This is a genomic window from Roseateles sp. FW301-B2 (assembly GCF_058788955.1).
On the sequence record NZ_JBYTBE010000002.1, the window covers coordinates 25672 to 46133 of the forward strand.

A 20462-nucleotide genomic window follows, 5' to 3' on the forward strand; every position below is an offset into this window, starting at 1 on the left:
CCTGCCCTCACCCCACAAAGGTTCGCGCCATGGCGAAGAAGCCCCTGTTTGACGTTGATGCACTCTGGCAGCTGGAGCGCCTGGGCGCGCCCAGCCTCTCGCCCGATGGCGCACAGGCGGTCGTGAGCCTGGCCCGCTACGACATGGAGAAGAACAAGGGCAGCTCGACGCTGAGCCTGCTCTCGACCCTGGGCGGCGAGCCGCGCACGCTCACCAGCTGCGGCGAGAAGGACGGCGCGCCGCTGTGGAGCCCCAAGGGCGATCTGATCGCCTTCATGGCGCGCCGCGAGCAGGAGGGCACGAAGGACGAGGAAACCCAGCTCTATGTGATCCCGCCCGATGGTGGCGAGGCGCGGCGCGTCTCCAGCGTGGCCACCGGCGTCGAGGCCTTCAAGTGGTTCCCCGACGGCAAGCGCATTGCCTTCATCTCCTGGGTCTGGCCCGGGCTGAAGGGCGCGGCCGCGCAGGCCAAGGCCCTGCAGGCCTTCAAGGATCGCAAGACCAGCGGCTACGTGACCTCGGAGGCGCTCTATCGCTACTGGGACCATCACATCCCGATGGGCCGGGTGGCGCATCTGCATGTGCTGGACATCGCCACCGGCAGGACCCGCGACCTGTTCGAGGGCAGCGACTTCGAGCTCACGCGCGCCGAGCAGAGCGCCAACAGCTTCGACATCTCGCCCGACGGCAAGCGCATCGTCTTCAGCTACGACCCCCAGCCCGAGCAGCGCCTGGACCATTGCCATGCGCTGGCCGAGGTGGAGCTGCGCAGCGGCGAGATCCGCACCCTGCTGCAGGACGAGGCCTGGGACTTCACCGCGCCGGTCTACAGCCACGCCGGCCAGCACCTGGCCTTTCTGGCCAGCCACCAGGGGCTCAAGCACACCATGCCCAATCAGCTGGCGGTGCTGGACACGGCCGGCCACTGGGCCGTGCTATCAGAGCACTGGGACCACGAGGTCGCCGCCCCGCTGCTGTGGGACGAGGACGATCTGGGTCTGCTGTTCTGCGCCGAGGACCGCGGCCGTCGCCATCTCTGGCGCTTCGACGTCAAGACCGGCGGCGCCTTCGTGCTGTTCCGCGGCGGCCATGCGGCCAGCTTTGCGCTGGAGGCCGGCACCATCGTCGTCAACCACGACGGCGTGCAACATCCCGCGCGCATCTCGGTGCTCGAGAGCGAGGGCGACGAGGAAGGCCTGGGCGCCGTGTGGCGGCGCATCGAGAGCGTCAACGACAAGCTGTTGGCGCAGTACGCCTTCGGCAAGGAAGAGGAAGTCTGGTTCAAGGGCGCGAACGACGAGCAGGTGCAGATGTGGCTGATCTACCCGCCCGGCTTCAACGCGCGCCGCAAATACCCGCTCATGCATGTGATCCACGGCGGGCCGCACACCGCCTTTGGCGACAGCTGGCACTGGCGCTGGAACCACCAGGCCTTTGCCGCGCAGGGCTATGTGGTGGCCTGCGTGAACTACCACGGCTCCTCGAGCTTCGGCCATGCCTTCCTGGACTCGATCACCCAGCGCTGGGGCGAGCTGGAGCTGCAGGACGTGGAGGCCGCCACCACCCTGCTGCTCAAGAAGCCCTGGGCCGACAAGCAGCGCGTGTTCGCCACCGGCGGCAGCTACGGCGGCTATATGGTCGCCTGGATGAACGGCCATGTGAAACCGGGCCGCTACCAGGCCTATGTCTGCCATGCCGGCTGCTACGACTGGCAGGCCATGTTTGCCGACGATGCCTACACCTGGCATGCCAAGGAGCTGGGCGCCTGGTACTGGGACGACCCGGCCAAGGTGGCCTCGCAAAGCCCGCATGCCTTCGCCCAGCATATGCAGACGCCCACCCTGGTGATCCACGGCGCGCTGGACTACCGCGTGCCCGATGCCCAGGGCCTGGCCTACTACAACACGCTCAAGGCGCGCGGCGTGGATGCGCGCCTGCTGTGGTTCCCGGACGAGAACCATTGGGTGCTGAAGCCGCGCAACAGCAAGCTCTGGTACGGCGAATTCTTCGGCTGGCTGAAGCAGTACGACAAGAAGCGCTGAGCTTCAGCCCGGCTCGCCCTGGGCCCAGTCGACGTCGCCGCACAGCACGCGCAGCCGCCCGTCCTGCCAATAGGCCACCGAGACGGTCATGCACATGCGCGCGCCGTGCAGGCTGAGGTAGGGGCGCGTCACCTGCACCTCGCCCACTGCCGAGATGGCACGGCGGAAATAGGGGCGGCGCGCCCAGCGTGCGTCGCCGGCGCGCTCGAGCGGGCCGAAGCGCTGGTCGTGCGCCTGGTCCAGGCCCAGCGGCGCCACGCGCGCACCGATTTCGCGGCCCTGCTCGTCCAGCAGGTAGCAGAGCTGCACGCCCGGCAGGCGCAGAAAGGCGTCGCAGGCCTCGCGCAACCCGCGCCCCTGCTGCAGCGGCAACAGGGCCAGGGCCATGGCGGTCTGGTAGGGCGCCACGCGCTCCTGGTAGGCGGCGCGACCGACCAGGTGGCGGTCGTCGAACAGGGCCCAGATGCTCTCCAGTTCGCTGGAGACGGCGCCGTCCGAGATCAGCTCGGGCTGCGGCCGGCCGAAGGCATAGCCCTGCACCAGGTCGATGTCGGCGTCCAGCGCCAGATGCGCCTCGTCGCGCGTCTCCACGCCCTCCAGCAGCACCAGCGCGCCGCACTCGTGCAGCAGCGCGACCATCTGCGTGAGCACGCGTGAGATGCGCCCGGAGCCCATGGCGCGCTGCAGCAGGCTGCGGTCCAGCTTGACGATCTCGGGGCGGATGCGCCAGATGCGGTCGAAATTGGAATGGCCGGCGCCGAAGTCGTCCAGCGCCAGCAGGCAGCCGGTGGCGCGTGCGCTCTCCACCGCGGCCTCGAACTTGGCATCCTGCGCCATCACGTCCTCGGTGACCTCGAACACCAGCCGGTGCATGGGCAGGCCCAGCTGGTGCACCACCTCCACCGCCTTGGCCAGCATCTCGGCCTGGTTGGCGGCGTGCACGAACACGGCCGGGTGGATGTTGAGGAACAACCAGCAATCGGGCACCTTCTGCTCGACGAAGTTGTGCACATGCAGCAGGCGGCACAGGCGATCGAGCTTGACCTGCTCGTCGAAACTGGCCACGCGCTCGAAGGCGCTGATGGGCGAGAGCGGCTGGCCGGCCGCATCGGTCACGCGTATCAGGCCCTCGTAGCCCACCGGCCGGCGGTGCGGAAAGCTGTAGATGGGCTGGAAACTGCTGCGCAGCACCTGCTCGCCCAGCCGCGCCACCCAGCGCCCCTCGCCATCGTCGGAAATGGCGCCGTAGAGTGCCTTGAGCATCTGTTCGACTTCGATGTTCATCGCGAGGGCCGGTGGCTGCGGTGTGCCGATGCTAAAGCAAGCCGGCGGACATGGATAATGAACCGAAGCCCCCGAGCGCCGCCACACCATGCTGATCAAGTTCTTCTACACCCTGCGCGCTGCCAAGCTGCCGGTTTCGGTCAAGGAGTTCCTCACCCTGCTGGAGGCGCTCAAGGCCGGCGTGATCGACGACGAAGGCGGCCCCACGGTCGACAAGTTCTACTTCCTGGCGCGCACCAGCCTGGTCAAGGACGAGGCGCATTTCGACAAGTTCGACCGCGCCTTCGCCGCCTACTTCAAGGGCGTGGAGATGCTCACCGACTTCACCAAGGAGGTGCCGCTGGAATGGCTGCGCCAGCACCTGGAGCTGGAGCTCACGCCCGAGCAGAAGGCGGCCATCGAGAAGATGGGCTGGGACGAGCTGATGGAGACGCTCAAGAAGCGCTTCGAGGAACAGAAGGAACGCCACGAGGGCGGCAGCAAGTGGATAGGCACGGGCGGCACCAGCCCCTTCGGCCATGGCGGCTACAACCCGCAGGGCATACGCATCGGCGGTGCCGGCAAGAACAAGAGCGCGGTGAAGGTCTGGGAACAGCGCGCCTACAAGGACTACGACGACAACCTCGAGCTCGGCACGCGCAATATCAAGGTGGCGCTGCGCCGCCTGCGCCGCTTCGCGCGCGAGGGCTCGGAGCTCGAGCTCGACCTCGACGACACCATCCACAAGACCGCCGCCAACGCCGGCATGCTGGACATCCGCATGCAGCCCGAGCGCCACAACAAGGTCAAGGTGCTGCTGCTGATGGACGTGGGCGGCACCATGGACGAACACATCCACCGCGTGGAGGAACTGTTCTCGGCGGTGAAGAGCGAGTTCAAGCACCTCGAGTTCTTCTACTTCCACAACTGCGTCTACGACTTCGTGTGGAAGAACAACCGCCGCCGCTTTGCCGAGAAGACGCCCACCTGGGACATCATTCGCAAGTACAACAAGGACTACAAGCTGATCTTCGTCGGCGATGCCACCATGAGCCCCTACGAGATCCTGCAGCCCGGCGGCAGCGTCGAATACAACAACGAGGAGGCCGGCGCCGAATGGATCCAGCGCCTCACCCACGCCTTCCCGAAGAACGCCTGGATCAACCCCGAGCCGCAGGGCGTGTGGCAGTACCGGCAGAGCATCGCGCTGATCCAGCAGCTGCTGCACCAGCGCATGTTCCCGCTCTCGCTCGCCGGGCTGGAAGGTGCGATGCGCTTGCTGAGCAAATGAGCGGCTTGCGCATCGCGGCCATGCTGATGGTCGCGCTAGGGCTGGGCGGCTGCGCCAGCCTCAAGGGTTTGAGCGATGCCCTCAGCCGCAAACCCGCCATCCAGGCCGCCCAGGACGGCGCGCCCGCCCGCCTGGTGGCCGCCTACGAACTCGACATCGACGCGCCCGCGGCCCTGCGTGCCCTGCTCTACGAGCATCTGGACCTGGCACGCTTTCGCAACACCGCCGAGGACGAGCGCCTCAGCCTGGTGGAGCTGGACCGCCTCAGCGCCGCCGCCCCCGAACAGGCGCGCGCCCTGCTCGAGACGGCCGGCTACTTCAACGCCAAGGTCGCAATGCAGCGCCAGGGCGACGCGCAGCTGCAGCGCCTGCGCATGGCGGTCGAGCCCGGCCCGCAGGCGCAGGTGAGCGCCGTGCAGCTGGACTTTGCCGGCGCGCTGGCGGAGCCCGCTGGCGCGGCACTGCGCCAGCGCCTTGGCGAGGCCTGGGCCCTGCCCGTCGGCGCGGCCTATGACCAGCCGGCCTGGAGCGAGGCCAAGAACGGCCTGCTCAATCTGGCGCGCACGGAGGGCTATCCGCTCGCGCACTGGGCCAGCAGCCGCGCGCTGGTGCGCACCGAGACGAATGCCGCCGAGCTGGCGCTGACGCTAGCCAGCGGCCCGCTGTTCCGCCTCGGCGCGCTCAGGATAGCGGGGCTCAAGCACCAGCCCGCCTCCAGCATCGAACGCCTGGCGGCCTACCGCGAGGGCGATGCCTACAGCGCCAAGACGCTGCTGGACTTCCAGGAGCGCCTCATCAAGACCGGGCTGTTCGACAGCATCAGCGTGGAGATCAGCCCCGATGCGGAGACAGCCTCCGCCTCCCCGGTGCTGGTGACGGTGCGCGAGGCCGCGCGCCAGCAGGCCACCGCCAGCATCGGCTACCACACCACCAATGGCCCCCGTGTGGGCCTCGAGCATCTGCACCGCCGCCCCTTCGGCCTGGACCTGCGCGCGCGCAGCAAGATCGAGCTGGGGCGCGACCGCAGCGCGCTGGACCTGGAGCTGACCTCGCACCCGCAGACCGATATGGAGCGCAATCTCGCCGCCTTCGCGGTGGAGCGCGACCAGCTGATCGAGAACCAGACCAAGCTCAACTGGCGCGCCCGCCTGGGCCGCCAGCGCGAGACCGAGAACAACGATCGCACCTACTACCTCGAGTGGCTGCGCACCGACGAGCGCTTTCCCGGCAGCGAGGTGCATGGCAGTGCGATCTCGCTGAACCTGGACCGCAGCTGGCGCCGCGTGGACAGCATCATCGTGCCCACCCAGGGCCTCACCGCCCATTGGCTGCTGGGCCTGGGCCGCGCCGACAACTCGGTGGCCCAGAACGGCTGGTTCGGCAAGCTGCATGCGCGCCTGTTCTGGTACCAGCGCCTGGGCGCCGACTGGACCAGCACCCTGCGCACCGAGCTGGGCCAGCTGCTGGCCGGCGACGCCGTCGGCCTGCCCGATGCGCTGCGCTTCCGCGCCGGCGGCGACGATTCGGTGCGCGGCTATGCGCCCGAGGATCTGGGGCCGCAGGATGCGCTGGGCAACAAGGTCGGCGGGCGCGTGCTCTGGACCGGCAGCGCCGAGCTGGCGCATCCGCTCAGCCGCAAGCTGCCCAGCCTGCTGGGCGCGGTGTTCGTGGATGCCGGCCAGGCCGCGATGCACTGGCATGAACTCAAGCCCACGCTGGGCTATGGCCTCGGCCTGCGCCTGCGCAGCCCGGTGGGGGTGCTGCGCGTGGACGTGGCGCGCGCCCAGGCCCTGGGCAGCTGGCGCCTCCACTTCAGCGTGGGGATCGCTTTGTGAATGAGCCCGTGAGCGCGCCCGCACCAGCCGCCCGCCGACGCAAGCCCGGCCGTGGCCTGCTGCTGGGCACCCTGCTGCTGCCCTGCGCACTGGCCGGCGGCGGCCTGGCGCTGTGGTGGGGTCTGGCCACCGAGCCGGGCAGCGCCTGGCTGCTGCGCCAGGTGCCGGGGCTGGAGCTGGAAGGTGCGCAGGGCACTGTGCTGGGCGATTTCTCTGCACGCCGCCTGCGCTACCACCTTCCCGGCGGCGCCGACACGCTCACCATCCAGGGCCTGCGGGCGCATGGCACCGCGCTCGGCTGGCATCGCTCGCCTCAGCTCTGGGGTCGGTTGCTGCTCGAAAGCGTCAGCGCCGAGCGCGTCGAGCTCAGCCTTGCGCCGACCACCGAGGCCACGGCCGCGCCGCAGGACCTGCGCCTGCCCTTCGCGCTCGAGATCGCCAGCCTGAGCGTTGCCGAACTGCGCATCCCTTCGCTGAGCGATCAGCCGCTGCAGGCCCTGCAAGCCAGCCTGTCGCTGAGCGCGGAAGGCGGCGCGCTGCACCGCGCGCGCATCACCGCACTGCGCTGGGATCAGCGCGAGCTGAGCGGCGAGGCCAGCGTGCAGAGCGGCGGCGAGATGCGCGTACAGGCCCAGCTGCTGGCGCGCCAGCCCGCCGCTGCTAGCCTCGGTGCCGCGCAGCTGCCGGCCTGGACGGCGCGGCTGCAGGCCGACGGGCCGCTCCTGCACCTTCCGGTGCAGGCGCAGCTGGACAGCCCTGGCTACAGCTCCGAGCCAAGCAGCCCGCAGACGCTCAAGGCCAGCGCCACGCTGGCGCCCTTCGAGGCCTGGCCGCTGCAAGCCCTGGACTTGCATACCCAGGGCCTGGACCTGGCACAGCTGCAGCGCGGCGCGCCACGCACCAGCCTGGTGGGCAGCGTCAGCCTGCGTGCCGCGCAGGCCCAGGCGCCGCTGCGCATCAGCGCCGCGCTGCGCAATGGCATGGCCGGCCGCTTCGACGCGCAGGCCCTGCCGCTGCGCCAGCTGGCACTGGATCTGGAGCTCAAACCCTGGGACCCGGCCAGCCTGCGCCTGCACCAGCTCGATCTGCAGCTGGGCACGCAGACGCAGGCCGCCGGCCGTCTGCATGCGGTAGGCAATCTAGGCGCTCTTGGCAGCAGCGCCAGCCAGGCGGGCTCCACGCTCAGCATCGAGATCGATGGCCTGCGCAGCGAACTGCTGGACGGCCGGCTCGCCCCCGCCCTGGCCACCGGCCAATTGCGCCTGCACAGCCAGGCCGGCATGCAGGCGCTGGCGAGCTGGCCGCCGGTGACGCTGACGCTGGACCTGAAGGGCCGGCTCGCGCCCGAGCTGCAGGCCGCCGAGTTCAGCCTGCAGGCCGAGAGCGAGCTGAGCCTCGCCGGCGCAAAGCTGCGGCAATGGCGCCTGCTCTCGGGCGGCGGCCGCCTCGAGGCGCAGGGCGCGCTGACGCTGCAGCAGGCCGGCCAGTGGAGCCGCGGTTGGAACGCCGAGCTGCAGGCGCGCATGAGCGCGCTGGACCTGCGCCACTTCTGGCGCGGCGCCGCCGGCGGCGCCTGGCGCAGCGGCAGCCAGAGCCTGAACGCCAGCCTGGACGCCAGGCTGAGCCGCGGCCCGAACGCCGCGGGCACCGCGCCCTGGCGCCACGCACCGCAGGGCCAGGCCCTGCTGCAGATCCAGCCCAGCCAGCTGGCGGGCCTGCCGCTGACGGGCGAGCTGCGCTATGCGCGCCAGGCCGAGGCCGCGCCGCAGGCCCAGCTCGCGCTCAAGCTGGCAGGCAACCAGCTGCAGGCCAAGCTGGCCGGGCGCGACGCCGACCGTGGTGCCGACCGCTTGCGCCTGGAGAGCGATTGGCAGGCGCCCCAGCTGGCGGCCCTGCAGCCCTGGCTGGGCGGCCTATTCCCCGCCCTGTTGCCCGGCCTGAGCCTGCAGGGCGAGCTGGCCGGCTCGTTGGGCCTGGAGCTGAGCCCCGCCGGCAAGGATGCCGCACTGCCCTGGCAGTTGAGCAGCGAGGCGCAGCTGCAGATCAAGGAGCTGCGCCTGAGCGCCAAGCAGCTGCCGGCGCTGCAGATCAGGCAGGCGCAGCTGCAAGCCGCCCTGGGCGGCGGCGACGATGCCCAGCTGCGGCTGCAGGCCGGCGTCCAGCAGCTCGACGCCGGCAGCAGCCTGCATCTGCGCGAGCTGGCGCTGGCGCTCAACGGGCCCTGGTCCAAGCACCAGCTCACGCTCAGCGCCCAGGGCGACTACCGCCTGCCCGGCTGGTTGAACGGCAGTGCGCAGGGCCCGCTGCAGAGCGGCGGGCTCAGGCTGAGCCTGGAGGGCGCCTGGTCGCAGCCGCTGGCGCGTGCCTGGCGCGAGGGCGCGCGCTGGCAGGCGCGCCAGCTCGAGCTGCTGGCCCGGCCGGACAACGCGGCCCTGCCGGCCTGGCTGGCGGCCTCCCAGCTGGCCCTGCAGCTGGAGTTCGGCGCGCAGGGCCGCCTCGAGGCCCTGCAGGCCGCGCCGGGGCGGCTCGAGCTGCTGGGGGCAGGTTTTGCCTGGCGCCAGTTCCAGCTCGATGCGCTGACCGCGGCCGCCCCCCAGCTGGAACTCGAGCTGGCGATGGAGCCGCTGGCGGTGGCACCGCTGCTGGCACGCTGGCAGCCCGGCTTCGGCTGGGGCGGCAATCTGGTGATGGGCGGTGCGGCGCGCGTCAGCAGCGGCGCCCGCAATCTCAAGGTGGACGTGGCGGTGCAGCGCAGCGCCGGTGACCTGAGCGTGACCGACGAACGCGGCACCCAGGCGCTGGGCCTCACCGAGCTGCGCTTCGGGCTGCTGGCCGACCAGGGCGTGTGGCACCTCACGCAGGCGATGGCCGGCCAGAACCTCGGCGCGCTGGGCGGCGCCCTCACCGCGCATGCGGCCGCCCCGCATCTGCTGCCCGGCCCGGCCGCGCCGCTGGAGGGCGTGCTGGAGGCGCGCGTGGCCAATCTGGGCACCTGGGGCGCCTGGGTGCCGACCGGCTGGCGCCTGGGTGGCAGCCTGTTCGCCAGCCTCAGCCTGGGCGGCAAGCTGGGCGCGCCGCAGATCACCGGCCAGGCCGGCGGCCAGGGGCTCTCGCTGCGCAACCCGCTCTATGGCGTGGACCTGCAGCAGGGCGAGTTCGGCCTGCGCCTGAGCGGCGAAAGCGCCCGCCTCGAGCATCTCAGCGCGCGCGGCGGCGAAGGCAGCCTGCGCGCCGAGGGTCAGGTATTGCTGGGCGCCGAGCCCAGCGCCGAGTTCAGGCTCAGCGCCGAGCGCTTCGCGCTGCTGCGCCGCGTCGACCGGCGCCTGGTGCTGAGCGGCGAAAGCCTGGTCAAGCTCAGCCGCCAGGGCCTGGACGTGGGCGGCAAGCTGCGCGCCGACGAGGGCCTGTTCGACTTCACACGCGGCAACGCACCGCAGCTGGACGAGGATGTGCTGGTGCTGCGCCCCGAGGACAGCCAGGAAGAGCGCAGCGAGGCCGGCAACGGCGCCAGCAAGCTGCCCGTGCATGTGCAGCTGGAGCTGGACCTGGGCAAGAAGCTGCGCCTGCGCGGCCGCGGGCTCGACACCTTGCTGGCGGGCCAGCTCAGGCTCACGCACAGCAACGGCAAGCCGGCCTTGCATGGCGTGGTCTCGGCGGTGGGCGGCAGCTTCGATGCCTATGCGCAAAAGCTCGAGATCGAGCGCGGCCAGATCAGCTTCGCTGGCGCGGCCGACAACCCGCGCCTGGACGTGCTGGCGATACGCCCCGGCCTCGACGACGTGCGGGTGGGCGTGACCGTCACCGGCACGGCGCTGAACCCGCGCATCAAGCTCTATTCGGAGCCCGAGATGCGCGACAGCGACAAGCTCTCCTGGCTGGTGCTGGGCCGCGCCCCCGAGAGCCTGGGGCGCGGCGACACCGCCCTGCTGCAGCGCGCCGCCATGGCGCTGCTGAGCGGCGAGGGCGAAAGCGCCAGCGGCAAGCTGATGCGCAACCTGGGCCTGGACGAGCTCTCGGTGCACCAGGATGCCGACGAGGCCAAGGGCACGGTGGTGCGCCTGGGCAAGCAGCTCAGCAAACGCGTCTACGTGGGTTACGAGCGCGGGCTCAACGCCACCACCGGCAGCTGGCAGCTGATCTACCGCATCGCCCAGCGCTTCACCCTGCGCGCCCAATCGGGCGACGACAACGCGCTGGACTTCATCTGGCAGTGGAAATGGGAGTGAGCGCCGTGCACAAATTTACACCGGCACATCGGCTTGGAACCCCGACTGCCGCTACATTCCCCGCTGAGCCATCTGTCGCCATATAAAGTCAGGTAGCCGCTGGGCCAGCACTCGCCTGTCAGCTGAATCGACGCAAGGGTCCACGCAACATGATTGAGAAAATTTCGTTGGAGACATCGTGAACCGCAATAGCGCCATCGATATGTGCCGCGGCATGCTCTTCGTATTGATGTGCAACACCCACGCGCTTTCGTTGGCGCAGATCGATGCCGCGCATTGGCTGCGCTCCGATCTCTGGCTGCCGAACGGCTGGGCGACGGTGGCCTTTGTCGTGCTGTCCGGCTACGGCGCCGGCTACCTGTTTTCCGAGCGACGGCCCGAGATCGCGCGCGACCGCGCGCTGCGCAGCCGCGGCATGCAGATCTTCGCCGTCATGCTGGTGTCGAATATCGCGTTCGCCCTGCTTCGCCAGTTGTCCGACGGGCACCTGGCGAGCGCCTTGCATCCGCAATGGTGGCTTGGCTTTGTGACGCTGGAGACGCCATGGACCATCTCCGGTGTGTTGTTCCCCACGGCCACGCTGCTGCTGCTGGCCCCCGCCGTGATACGCGGCGTCGCGCGCGCGCCTTATCTCGTCCTGGCTGGCTTGGCGGCCTGCCAGCTGGCGCTGTCCATGCTGAAGCTGCAGCTGCATGGCGCCGAACTGGCCACCAACTGGTTTGTGCGTTTGTTGCTGACGGAAGGGCTGGGCGGTTTCCCGCTGCTGCCCTTCCTGGTGAACGGCTGTCTGGGCATCTGGATAGGCATGGCCGTCCGCCAGCGGAAAAGCCGCAAGCTGCCCATATTGGGCTCGCTGGTCGTCCTGCAGTGTCTGCTCTATGCCTCGACCTGGTGGCCGGAGACTGCGCTGTGGCACGTGCTGCGCGGCAGCTTCGGCGCGGTCGCCAAGTTCGGCTGCGTCTATCTGCTGGCGGTAGCCGCCGTCCATTGGCTACCGTCGCGCATGGGCCGTGCGATCGAACTCATCGGCGCCTACGCGCTCGGCTCCTTCGTCATGCATCGCATCTTCTTGCAGACGCTTGCCATCGTGCTGACGCTGGTCGGCACGGCGCAAATCCATTCGCCCTTCTACTATGTGGCCTTGTTTGCGGGCACCCTGCTGCTCACCTGGCAGCTTTGCCTGCAACGGCAATCCTGGTCCAGCGTCGACCTGATGTTCAGACGGCTGGCGATGTAGGCCGGCCGATCGGGGCCCGGCGCAAAGCCCCGCTAGAATCCGCACCCGCTCCCCGTAGTTCAATGGATAGAACGGCCGCCTCCTAAGCGGCAGATACAGGTTCGATTCCTGTCGGGGGGACCAGACTCAGCGCTTGCTCGGCAGCAGTATCTGGGTATCGGCGAATCCATCGCCGGGGCCGGACCGGCTTGCCGGTGTGTCGGCGACCGGGAGAATCATCTCCGGGCTGTCCGGCAGGGAGCGCGCGATATGGGCCTTGTGCTGCATCGCATGCCGCAGTTCGCCAAGCTCATGCTGCAGCGCCTCGATCTGCTTGCGCGCCTGGGTCGTCTGGGTGGCGGAGAACTGGCGGGCCTTTTCGGTCTTCTCGAGCCGCAGCGCGGCCTGCTTCAGCAGCCGGCCGAACCACCACATCGCGGCGCCCCAGGCCAGGCCGATGCCGATCACCAGGCCTGCGATGGCCATCAGCCAGTGGTTGCTATCCATAGCGGATCCGGGCTCCTGTACGACGCATATTGCGAGTCAGTATCAAAGCGCCGGGGCGTGGTGGTCAAGTCCCAGGTTTCTTGCGCATGGCGCGCGACAGCATCAGCACCGGCACCAAACCCACCAACACGATGGCCAGCGACGGCAGGGCCGCCTCGCCCAGGCGCTCGTCGCGCGCCAGCTGGTAGGCCACCACCGCCAGGGTGTCGCTGTTGAAGGGGCGCAGCACCAGGGTGGCGGGCAACTCCTTCATCACGTCCACAAACACCAGCAAGGCGGCCGCCAGTGCCGAGCGCGCCAGCAGCGGCGCATGCAGCTCCAGGAACAGGCGGCGGCGCGAGGCGCCCAGCATGCGTGCGGTCTCGTCCACGGTGGTGGAGATGCGCGCATAGCCGGCCTCCACCGATTGCAGGGCCACGCCCGAGAAGCGCACCAGGTAGGCATAGATCAGGCCGGCGATGCTGCCCGTCATCAGCGCCGTCAGACCCAGCTGCGGCGCATGGGTCTGCAGCCAGCCCAGCGGCAGCAGGATGCCCACCGCCAGCACCGCACCGGGCACGGCATAGCCGAGCGAGACGATGCGGTTCGACACGCCCAGCAGCGCCGCCAACGTGGGCGAGGCACTGCGCACCCGGGTCGCATAGGCCAGCACCAGGGCCAGCGAGACCGCCAGCACGGCCGCCAGGCCGGCGAGTTGCAGGCTGGTCCAGGCCCATTGCGCAAAGCGCGCCAGCGGCAGGCCCATCTCGCCATGCATGCCCTCCTGCCACAGCAGCTGCAGCAGCACCAGCACCGGCAGCACAAAACCCAGCAGCACCGGCAGCGCGCACAGCAGGAAGGCGCCCAGTGCGGCCAGGCCCTGCAGCGGCAGCGGCCTGGCTTCGGCCGCATGCAGGGCGCCGCTGCGGCTGCCGACGAAACGCAGCCTGGCCTGGGCGCGCCGCTCCAGCCACAGCAGCAGCGCCACCACCAGCAGCAGCACCGAGGCCAACTGGGCCGCGGCGATGCGATCGTTCATCACCAGCCAGGCCTTGTAGATGCCGGTGGTCAGCGTGGTCAGGCCGAAATAGGCGCCCACGCCATAGTCGGCCAGGGTTTCCATCAGCGCCAGGGCCACGCCCGCCGCCAGCGCCGGGCGCGCCAGCGGCAGCGCCACCTCGCGCACGCGCCTCCAGGTGCCGGCGCCCAGCATGCGCGCCGCCTCCATCAGTGCCACGCCGCGTTCGGCCAGGGCGGTGCGGGTGAGCAGGTAGACATAGGGGTAGAGACACAGCACGAACAGCAGCACCGCCCCGGGCAGGCTGCGCGGATCCGGCCACAGCGCGCCCTGCGCGCCGGTCCACTGGCGCAGCGTGCTCTGCAGCGCGCCGCTGTACTGCAGCACATCGGTATAGGCATAGGCGGCCACATAGGCCGGCATCGCCATGGGCAGAAGCAAGGCCCATTCGAACCAGCGCCGGCCCGGAAACTCGAACAGGCTCACCGCGGCGGCCGTGGCCCCGCCCAGCAATGCCACACCCAGGGCCACGCTCACCGACAGCAGCAGCGAAGACCAGGCGTATTCGGGCAGCACGGTCTGCCACTGGTGCGCCAGGATGGCCCAGGCCTGGGCGTCGAGAGCCAGCCAGGAGCCCAGAACGCCCGCAACGGGCACGGCCAGCAACAGGCAGACAAGGATGATGAAGCGCAGCATTCGGCTTGACAGGGATCAAATGCGAATAATGCGCATTCGAGAAACGGGCTCAGGCCGGTATCATAGGACCATGTTTCTTGCCCTCGACCAGGTCGGTCTGCGCTACCCGAATTCCCATGGCCGCCGTGCTGCGGTCGATGCCGTCACCCTGGCGCTGGGGCGCGGACAGATCGGCGTGCTGATCGGCCCCTCGGGCTGCGGCAAGACCTCGCTCTTGCGCAGCATCGCCGGGCTGGAACGGCTGCAGGCCGGCCGCATCCGCATCGATGGCGAAACCCTGGCCGACGCCGGCAGCGGCCTGCACCTGCCGCCCGAGGCGCGCCGCATCGGCATGGTGTTCCAGGACTACGCGCTGTTCCCGCACCTCAGCATTGCCCAGAACATCGGCTTCGGCCTGCAAGGTCTGCCGCGCCAGCAACGCGAGCAGCGCGTCCACGAGATGCTGGAACTGGTGGGCCTGGCCCATGCGGCCAAGCGCGCGCCGCACCAGCTCTCGGGTGGCCAGCAGCAGCGTGTGGCGCTGGCACGCGCGCTCGCGCCGGCACCGCGCCTGATGCTGCTGGACGAACCCTTCTCCAGCCTGGACGTGGACCTGCGCGAGCATCTCTCGCAGGAGCTGCGCGCCATCCTGCACGCCAGCGGCACCACCGCCCTGTTCGTCACGCACGACCAGGCCGAGGCCTTCGCGATCGGCGACGTGGTGGGCGTGATGCACCAGGGCCGGCTGGAGCAATGGGACGAGGCCTACACCGTCTACCACCGCCCGGCCACGCGCTTCGTGGCGGACTTCATCGGCCATGGCGTGTTCACGCCGGCGCGCATCGTTGCCGGGCCGGACGGCCCGCTGGTGCGGACCGCCGTGGGCGAGCTGACCGATGCGGGCGAATGCCCGCTGCCGACGGCCTATCCCGATGGCGCCTGCGAGGTGCTGCTGCGCGCCGACGACATCGTGCACGACGACCTCGCGCCGGTGAAGGCGCAGATCGAGCGCAAGATCTTCCGCGGCGCCGAGTTCCTCTACACCCTGCGCCTGGCCAGCGGCGAACGCCTGATGGCCCATGTGCCCTCGCACCACGACCATCAGCTGGGCGAATGGATAGGCATACGCGCCCATGTGGACCATGTCGTGACTTTCGGCATTCCGGCCGGCGTGGCGGCGGACTGAAGGCTGATGCCGGGCCGGCCCGGTTTCGTCTATTTGTTCACTGCGATCCCCGGAATTGGTGCCCCAATCCGGGCTCACACCCAAGCATTCGGCGCAGGGCTGCGCATATACTGGTTTCGCAGAGGGTCTGCCCGCCTCACAGGGGGCGCAGACTGCAGTCGTGCAGGATCTCACCGATAGGAAACACTCGCATCATGGGTGCCAAACTGAAAGTCGCAGGCTGGGTAGCGTTGGGCGCCGTGGCCGGGGCGCTGACCACGATGCAGTTGCAGGCGAACGCCCGCAGCAGCCTCACTCCGCTGCCCCTGGAAGAGATGCAGCAACTGGCGGCGGTATTCGGGCTGGTGAAGGCCGAATACGTGGAGCCGGTGGATGAGAAGAAACTCATCAACGATGCCATCTCGGGCATGGTTTCCGGCCTGGATCCGCACTCGCAGTTCTTCGACCAGAAGAGCTTCAAGGAATTCCGTGAAGGCACGACCGGCAAGTTCGTCGGCGTGGGCATCGAGATCGGCATGGAAGACGGTCTGGTGAAGATCGTCTCGCCGATCGAAGGCTCGCCCGCCTTCCGCGCCGGCCTCAAGAGCGGCGACCTGATCAGCAAGATCGACGACACGGCCGTCAAGGGCCTCTCGCTGGATCAGGCCGTCAAGCGCATGCGCGGGGAGCCCAACACCAAGGTCTCGCTGACGATTTACCGCAAGAGCGAAAGCCGCAGCTTCCCCATCACCATCACGCGCGAAGAGATCCGCGTGCAGAGCGTGCGCTCCAAGGTCGTGGAACCCGGCTATGCCTGGCTGCGTGTGAGCCAGTTCCAGGACCGTACGGTGGAAGACTTCGCGCGCAAGCTGGAAGAAATCTACAAGGCCGAACCCAATCTCAAGGGTCTGGTGCTGGACCTGCGCAACGACCCCGGCGGTCTGCTGGAAGCCTCGGTGGCGATTTCCGCCGCCTTCCTGCAGCAAGGCGTGGAAGTGGTCAGCACGAACGGCCAGATCGCCGAGTCCAAGGCCAGCTTCAAGGCCAGCCCCGACTTCTATCAGCGCCGTGGCGGCAGCGACCCGCTGCGCAAGCTGCCGGCCGCGTTGAAGAACGTGCCCCTGGTGGTGCTGGTCAACGAAGGCTCGGCCTCGGCCAGCGAGATCGTCGCCGGTGCCCTGCAGGACCACAAGCGCGCCATCGTGATGGGCGCCCAGACCTTCGGCAAGGGCTCGGTGCAGACTGTGCGCCAACTGGGCCCTGAGACCGCGCTGAAGATCACCACCGCGCGCTACTACACGCCCAGCGGCCGCTCCATCCAGGCCAAGGGCATCGTGCCCGACGTGCTGCTGGACGAAACCGCCGAGGGCAATGTGTTCGCCGCCCTGCGCATGCGCGAGGCCGATCTCGAGAAGCACCTCAACAACGGTGCCGAAGAGAAGGATGCGGCGCGCGAGAAGGCACGCGAGGAAGCACGCCAGAAGCTCGAGGCCGACTTCGCCAAGAAGAACGAGCCGCCCAAGCCCCTGCCCGAATTCGGCTCGGCCGAGGACTTCCCGCTGCAGCAGGCGCTCAACCAGCTCAAGGGCCGGCCGGTGGCCGTGTCCAAGACGGCGGTGGAGCGCAAGGCCGAGGCCAAGCCGGGCGAATAAGGCACCGCTTTCCCGCACGCGAACGGCCCGCCTAGCGCGGGCCTTTTTGCGGGCCGTTGTGCTTGGCGGCGCAGTATGCTCGGCGCATGAATGACGAACAATTGCTGCGCTACTCGCGGCATATCCTGCTGGACGAAATCGGCGTGGAAGGCCAGCAAAAGCTCGCCGACTCGCATGCCCTGGTGATCGGTGCCGGCGGCCTGGGCTCGCCGGTGGCGCTCTACCTGGCCACCGCCGGCGTCGGCCGCCTGACCCTGGTGGACCACGACACCGTGGACCTGACCAATCTGCAGCGCCAGATCGTGCACCGGCTCGACGCCGTGGGCACGCCCAAGGTGGCCTCGGCCGCACGCACGCTGGCCCAGCTCAATCCCGAGGTGCAGGTCCGGGCCCTGCAGCTTCGCGCCAATGCCGCCCAACTCGACGAGTTGGTGGCCACGGCCGATGTGGTGCTGGACTGCTCGGACAACTTCGCCACCCGCCATGCGGTGAACGCCGCCTGCGTGCGCCATGGCAGGCCGCTGGTGGCGGGCGCGGCGATCGGCTTCGACGGCCAGATCAGCGTCTATGACAGCCGCGACGGCAGGCAGCCCTGCTACGCCTGCCTGTTCCCGCCCGACGCCGCCTACGAGGAGGTGCGCTGCGCCACCATGGGCGTATTCGCCCCCCTGGTGGGCATCATCGGCAGCATGCAGGCGGCCGAGGCGTTGAAGCTGCTGATGGGCCTGCCCGGCAGCCTGGCCGGCCGGCTGCAGATGCTGGATGCGCGCCGCATGGAGTGGAGCGAGATCCAGGTGCAGCGCGATCCCGGCTGCAGCTGTTGCGGCGGCCAATCTTTGGCCACGGATTCGCCAAACTAAGAAACAAAATTTCCCATCGGACGATTTACAGTCCCCGCCAGACCACATTGCCATGTCAAAGCACAACAAACTGCACGCTCGCAACTTCCCCACCGCCAAGGAAGAAGCCAAGCACCTCAAACCCTCGCCGGATTACGAAGGCCCGGACAGCGCCTACCGCCTGGCCTTCACCGACACCGACTTCCTGCTGCGCGAGGAGCTGCGCCCGGTGCGCATGCAACTGGAGCTGCTCAAGCCCGAGCTGGTGCAGCAGGAGCAGGGCATCCACTCCACCATCGTGATGTTCGGCAGCGCCCGCATCCTCGACCGCGAGAGCGCGCTGGCCGCCGTGCAGGCCGCCAAGGCCGGTGGCGACGCCGCGGCCATCAAGCGCGCCGAGATGCAGCTGGCCATGAGCCGCTATTACGAGGAAGCGCGCCGCTTTGCCTCGCTCGTCACCAAGGCCTCCAGCGATCGGCACAACCCCATCTATGTGGTCACCGGCGGCGGCCCCGGCATCATGGAGGCGGGCAACCGCGGCGCGCACGAGGTCGGCGGCAAGAGCATCGGCCTGAACATCGTGCTGCCGCACGAGCAGCTGCCCAACCCCTACATCACGCCCGAGCTGTGCTTCCGCTTCCACTACTTCGCGCTGCGCAAGATGCACTTCCTGATGCGCTCGGTGGCGCTGGTGTGCTTCCCGGGCGGCTTCGGCACGCTCGACGAACTGTTCGAGACCATGACCCTGGTGCAGACCGGCAAGAGCCGTCGCCGCCCCATCCTGATGTTCGGGCGCGAGTTCTGGAGCAAGCTGATCAATTTCGACTACCTGATCGAGACCGGCATGATCAGCCCGGGTGACGAGCAACTTTTCCATTATGTCGAGAACGCCGAGGAGGCCTGGGCCCTGCTCGAGCGCGAGTACGACATGAACCCCAACCACGACCACAACGATTGAGCCAGAGTCCATCATGACCATCCTCCGATCCGTCTCCCTCATCGGCGCCCCGACCGACATCGGCGCCGGCGCGCGCGGCGCCAGCATGGGCCCCGAGGCCATGCGCGTGGCCAATCTGGCCCAGACGCTGGAGGGCCACGGTGTCGAGGTGGTGGACCGCGGCAACCTCAGCGGCCCCTACAACCCCTGGCAGCCGCCGGTGAATGGCTACCGCCACCTGCCCGAGGTGACGGCCTGGAACCGCGCCGTGCACGAGGCCGTCTATGCCGAGCTGCAACTGGGCCGCCTGCCCATCCTGCTGGGCGGCGACCATTGCCTGGGCCTGGGCTCGATCAGCGCGGTGGCGCGCCACTGCCGCGAGGCCGGCAAGAAGCTGCGCGTGCTGTGGCTGGATGCGCATGCCGACTTCAACACCAGCGCCCTCACCCCCAGCGGCAATATCCACGGCATGCCGGTGGCCTGCCTGTGCGGCTTCGGGCCCCAGGAGCTGATCGAGATCGGCGGCCATGTGCCCGCCATCAGCCCCAAATGGGTACGCCAGATCGGCATCCGCAGCGTCGACGAGGGCGAGAAGCGCTTTGTGCATGAGCAGGACCTGGAGGTCTTCGACATGCGCTACATCGACGAGATGGGCATGCGCCACACCATGGAGCTGGCGCTCGCCACGCTGGACGCCAACACCCATCTGCACGTCAGCTTCGACGTCGACTTCCTCGACCCCGAGATCGCTCCCGGCGTGGGCACCACCATCCCCGGCGGCCCCACCTACCGCGAGGCCCAGCTGTGCATGGAAATGATTGCCGACACCGGGCGCATGGCCTCGCTGGACGTGATGGAACTCAACCCCGCGCTGGACGTACGCAACAAGACCGCGCTGCTGGCGGTGGACCTGATCGAATCTTTGTTCGGCAAGTCCACCCTCATGCGCAAGTGAAGTCGCCTGGCTAGGCCGACACGATCCAGCCCTCCAGCGGATCGATGCCCGCCGGCAGCCCCCAGCCCTCGCGCTGCGCGCCCCAGGCCGCCTGCAGCAGGCACAGCACGGCATCCAGCTTGTCGCCGCTGGCGTCCGCCACCAGCTCGTCGCGTTGCGCATGGCTGAGCTTCAAGCGCAGGCCCAGCCGGCTGCGACCCCGCTCCAGGGCCTCGAGCAGGTCCTTGCGGGCGATCAGGCGCTCATCGGTCTGCTTGGCGCGCTCGTCGCTCTTGTAGCTGCGCCGGCCCAGCAGCTCGCGCGCCAGCAGGCCCGGATAGGCCTCCAACGCCACGCGCCGCCTATCGCCAAAGTGCAGACCGGCATGCAGGCCCGGCAGCAGCGCCCCCGCCTGCAGCAGCAGCGGCACGCCCGCATGCAGCATGTAGGCGACCGGCGGGTTGACCCATTTCATGCTGGGCGAGGAACCGGCCGGCAGGTCGCAGGCGCGGTGCGCGAACTTGCCGCCGACGGGGCGCGCCGCGCAGAAGGCCGCGAACTGCGCGCGGATCTGCGCGCGTGGCAGGGCGCAGTAATGCTGCATCAGCGCCAGCCAGTCGGTCGGCCAGCCCAGCGCCAGCACCAGCTCGCGCGGCAGGCCGAAAGGAAAGTCGAAGCCGCCGACCCAGGGCTCGGGGCGCGCCAGCTCGTCGCCCAGGCCGGCCAGGGTGTCGAACAGGCGCAGGCCCTGCAACAGCAAGACCTGACCCCGCAGCTGCCCCTGGGCCAGGGTGATGGGCTTGCGCTTACTGGGGGAACTACTGAAGTCGACCCCGATCAGCGGCAGGCCTGTGGATTGAGCGCTAGAGTGCATGGCTGGCAC

The 20462-nt window shown here is 69.2% G+C and carries 14 protein-coding genes and 1 tRNA gene; 11 read left to right on the forward strand and 4 right to left on the reverse strand.

The window, feature by feature from the left end; genetic code table 11:
• The first annotated feature begins 29 nt into the window (after positions 1-29).
• The gene (locus tag AC3WQY_RS02300) at positions 30-2042 is read left to right on the forward strand and encodes a S9 family peptidase (RefSeq protein ID WP_492705444.1); all 2013 of its coding nucleotides are present in this window, start codon (positions 30-32) and stop codon (positions 2040-2042) included.
• Positions 2043-2045: 3 nt separating this feature from the next.
• On the opposite strand, the gene AC3WQY_RS02305 is transcribed toward AC3WQY_RS02300, so the two are convergent.
• Positions 2046-3326 carry a sensor domain-containing phosphodiesterase gene (locus AC3WQY_RS02305; RefSeq protein ID WP_285231197.1) on the reverse strand — a complete coding sequence of 427 codons (1281 nt, stop codon included), beginning with the start codon at positions 3324-3326 and terminating at the stop codon, positions 2046-2048.
• 88 nt (positions 3327-3414) lie between these two features.
• Between AC3WQY_RS02305 and AC3WQY_RS02310 the strand changes: the two genes are divergently transcribed.
• From AC3WQY_RS02310 to AC3WQY_RS02330, 5 genes are all read left to right on the forward strand, one after another.
• A complete protein-coding gene (locus AC3WQY_RS02310; protein WP_285231196.1) occupies positions 3415-4596 on the forward strand; it encodes a vWA domain-containing protein in 1182 nt (393 codons plus the stop codon).
• Positions 4593-6431 carry an autotransporter assembly complex protein TamA gene (locus tag AC3WQY_RS02315; RefSeq protein WP_492705447.1) on the forward strand — a complete coding sequence of 613 codons (1839 nt, stop codon included), beginning with the start codon at positions 4593-4595 and terminating at the stop codon, positions 6429-6431. The genes AC3WQY_RS02310 and AC3WQY_RS02315 overlap by 4 nt, the downstream gene beginning before the upstream one ends.
• A gap of 8 nt (positions 6432-6439) precedes the next feature.
• Positions 6440-10657 carry a translocation/assembly module TamB domain-containing protein gene (locus AC3WQY_RS02320; RefSeq protein WP_492705449.1) on the forward strand — a complete coding sequence of 1406 codons (4218 nt, stop codon included), beginning with the start codon at positions 6440-6442 and terminating at the stop codon, positions 10655-10657.
• Positions 10658-10835: 178 nt separating this feature from the next.
• Positions 10836-11894 (forward strand): acyltransferase family protein, encoded by a 1059-nt coding sequence (locus AC3WQY_RS02325; RefSeq protein ID WP_492705451.1) that lies wholly within the window; start codon positions 10836-10838, stop codon positions 11892-11894.
• Positions 11895-11942: 48 nt separating this feature from the next.
• A tRNA-Arg gene (locus tag AC3WQY_RS02330) sits at positions 11943-12017 on the forward strand.
• Positions 12018-12020: 3 nt separating this feature from the next.
• On the opposite strand, the gene AC3WQY_RS02335 is transcribed toward AC3WQY_RS02330, so the two are convergent.
• Positions 12021-12380, reverse strand: a complete 360-nt coding sequence (locus tag AC3WQY_RS02335; RefSeq protein ID WP_492705453.1) for a hypothetical protein — start codon at positions 12378-12380, stop codon at positions 12021-12023.
• Between the two features lie 64 nt (positions 12381-12444).
• Positions 12445-14073 (reverse strand): ABC transporter permease, encoded by a 1629-nt coding sequence (locus AC3WQY_RS02340; RefSeq protein WP_285231190.1) that lies wholly within the window; start codon positions 14071-14073, stop codon positions 12445-12447.
• A 70-nt stretch (positions 14074-14143) separates the two neighbouring features.
• Here AC3WQY_RS02340 and AC3WQY_RS02345 point away from each other — a divergent pair, with 70 nt between their 5' ends.
• From AC3WQY_RS02345 to rocF, 5 genes are all read left to right on the forward strand, one after another.
• Entirely contained in the window at positions 14144-15238 is a 1095-nt protein-coding gene (locus tag AC3WQY_RS02345; protein WP_492705456.1) for an ABC transporter ATP-binding protein, read from the forward strand.
• Between the two features lie 194 nt (positions 15239-15432).
• The gene (locus AC3WQY_RS02350; RefSeq protein ID WP_285231188.1) at positions 15433-16869 is read left to right on the forward strand and encodes a S41 family peptidase; all 1437 of its coding nucleotides are present in this window, start codon (positions 15433-15435) and stop codon (positions 16867-16869) included.
• A gap of 86 nt (positions 16870-16955) precedes the next feature.
• Positions 16956-17729, forward strand: a complete 774-nt coding sequence (locus AC3WQY_RS02355) for a HesA/MoeB/ThiF family protein (protein ID WP_285231187.1) — start codon at positions 16956-16958, stop codon at positions 17727-17729.
• A 52-nt stretch (positions 17730-17781) separates the two neighbouring features.
• Positions 17782-18666 (forward strand): LOG family protein, encoded by an 885-nt coding sequence (locus tag AC3WQY_RS02360; RefSeq protein WP_492705459.1) that lies wholly within the window; start codon positions 17782-17784, stop codon positions 18664-18666.
• 13 nt (positions 18667-18679) lie between these two features.
• Positions 18680-19600: an arginase gene (rocF, locus tag AC3WQY_RS02365; protein WP_285231185.1), complete on the forward strand. Its 921-nt coding sequence runs from the start codon at positions 18680-18682 to the stop codon at positions 19598-19600.
• A gap of 10 nt (positions 19601-19610) precedes the next feature.
• On the opposite strand, the gene AC3WQY_RS02370 is transcribed toward rocF, so the two are convergent.
• The gene (locus AC3WQY_RS02370) at positions 19611-20453 is read right to left on the reverse strand and encodes a DUF429 domain-containing protein (protein ID WP_492705462.1); all 843 of its coding nucleotides are present in this window, start codon (positions 20451-20453) and stop codon (positions 19611-19613) included.
• Positions 20454-20462 lie beyond the last annotated feature (9 nt).

Excerpts from the sequence above, each read along its gene's own strand:
- AC3WQY_RS02300 (WP_492705444.1), top strand. The coding sequence starts at position 30 with ATGGCGAAGAAGCCCCTGTTTGACGTTGATGCACTCTGGCAGCTGGAG.
- AC3WQY_RS02305 (WP_285231197.1), bottom strand. The coding sequence starts at position 3,326 with ATGAACATCGAAGTCGAACAGATGCTCAAGGCACTCTACGGCGCCATT.
- AC3WQY_RS02310 (WP_285231196.1), top strand. The coding sequence starts at position 3,415 with ATGCTGATCAAGTTCTTCTACACCCTGCGCGCTGCCAAGCTGCCGGTT.
- AC3WQY_RS02315 (WP_492705447.1), top strand. The coding sequence starts at position 4,593 with ATGAGCGGCTTGCGCATCGCGGCCATGCTGATGGTCGCGCTAGGGCTG.
- AC3WQY_RS02335 (WP_492705453.1), bottom strand. The coding sequence starts at position 12,380 with ATGGATAGCAACCACTGGCTGATGGCCATCGCAGGCCTGGTGATCGGC.
- AC3WQY_RS02340 (WP_285231190.1), bottom strand. The coding sequence starts at position 14,073 with ATGCTGCGCTTCATCATCCTTGTCTGCCTGTTGCTGGCCGTGCCCGTT.
- AC3WQY_RS02345 (WP_492705456.1), top strand. The coding sequence starts at position 14,144 with ATGTTTCTTGCCCTCGACCAGGTCGGTCTGCGCTACCCGAATTCCCAT.
- AC3WQY_RS02350 (WP_285231188.1), top strand. The coding sequence starts at position 15,433 with ATGGGTGCCAAACTGAAAGTCGCAGGCTGGGTAGCGTTGGGCGCCGTG.
- AC3WQY_RS02355 (WP_285231187.1), top strand. The coding sequence starts at position 16,956 with ATGAATGACGAACAATTGCTGCGCTACTCGCGGCATATCCTGCTGGAC.
- AC3WQY_RS02360 (WP_492705459.1), top strand. The coding sequence starts at position 17,782 with ATGTCAAAGCACAACAAACTGCACGCTCGCAACTTCCCCACCGCCAAG.
- rocF (WP_285231185.1), top strand. The coding sequence starts at position 18,680 with ATGACCATCCTCCGATCCGTCTCCCTCATCGGCGCCCCGACCGACATC.
- AC3WQY_RS02370 (WP_492705462.1), bottom strand. The coding sequence starts at position 20,453 with ATGCACTCTAGCGCTCAATCCACAGGCCTGCCGCTGATCGGGGTCGAC.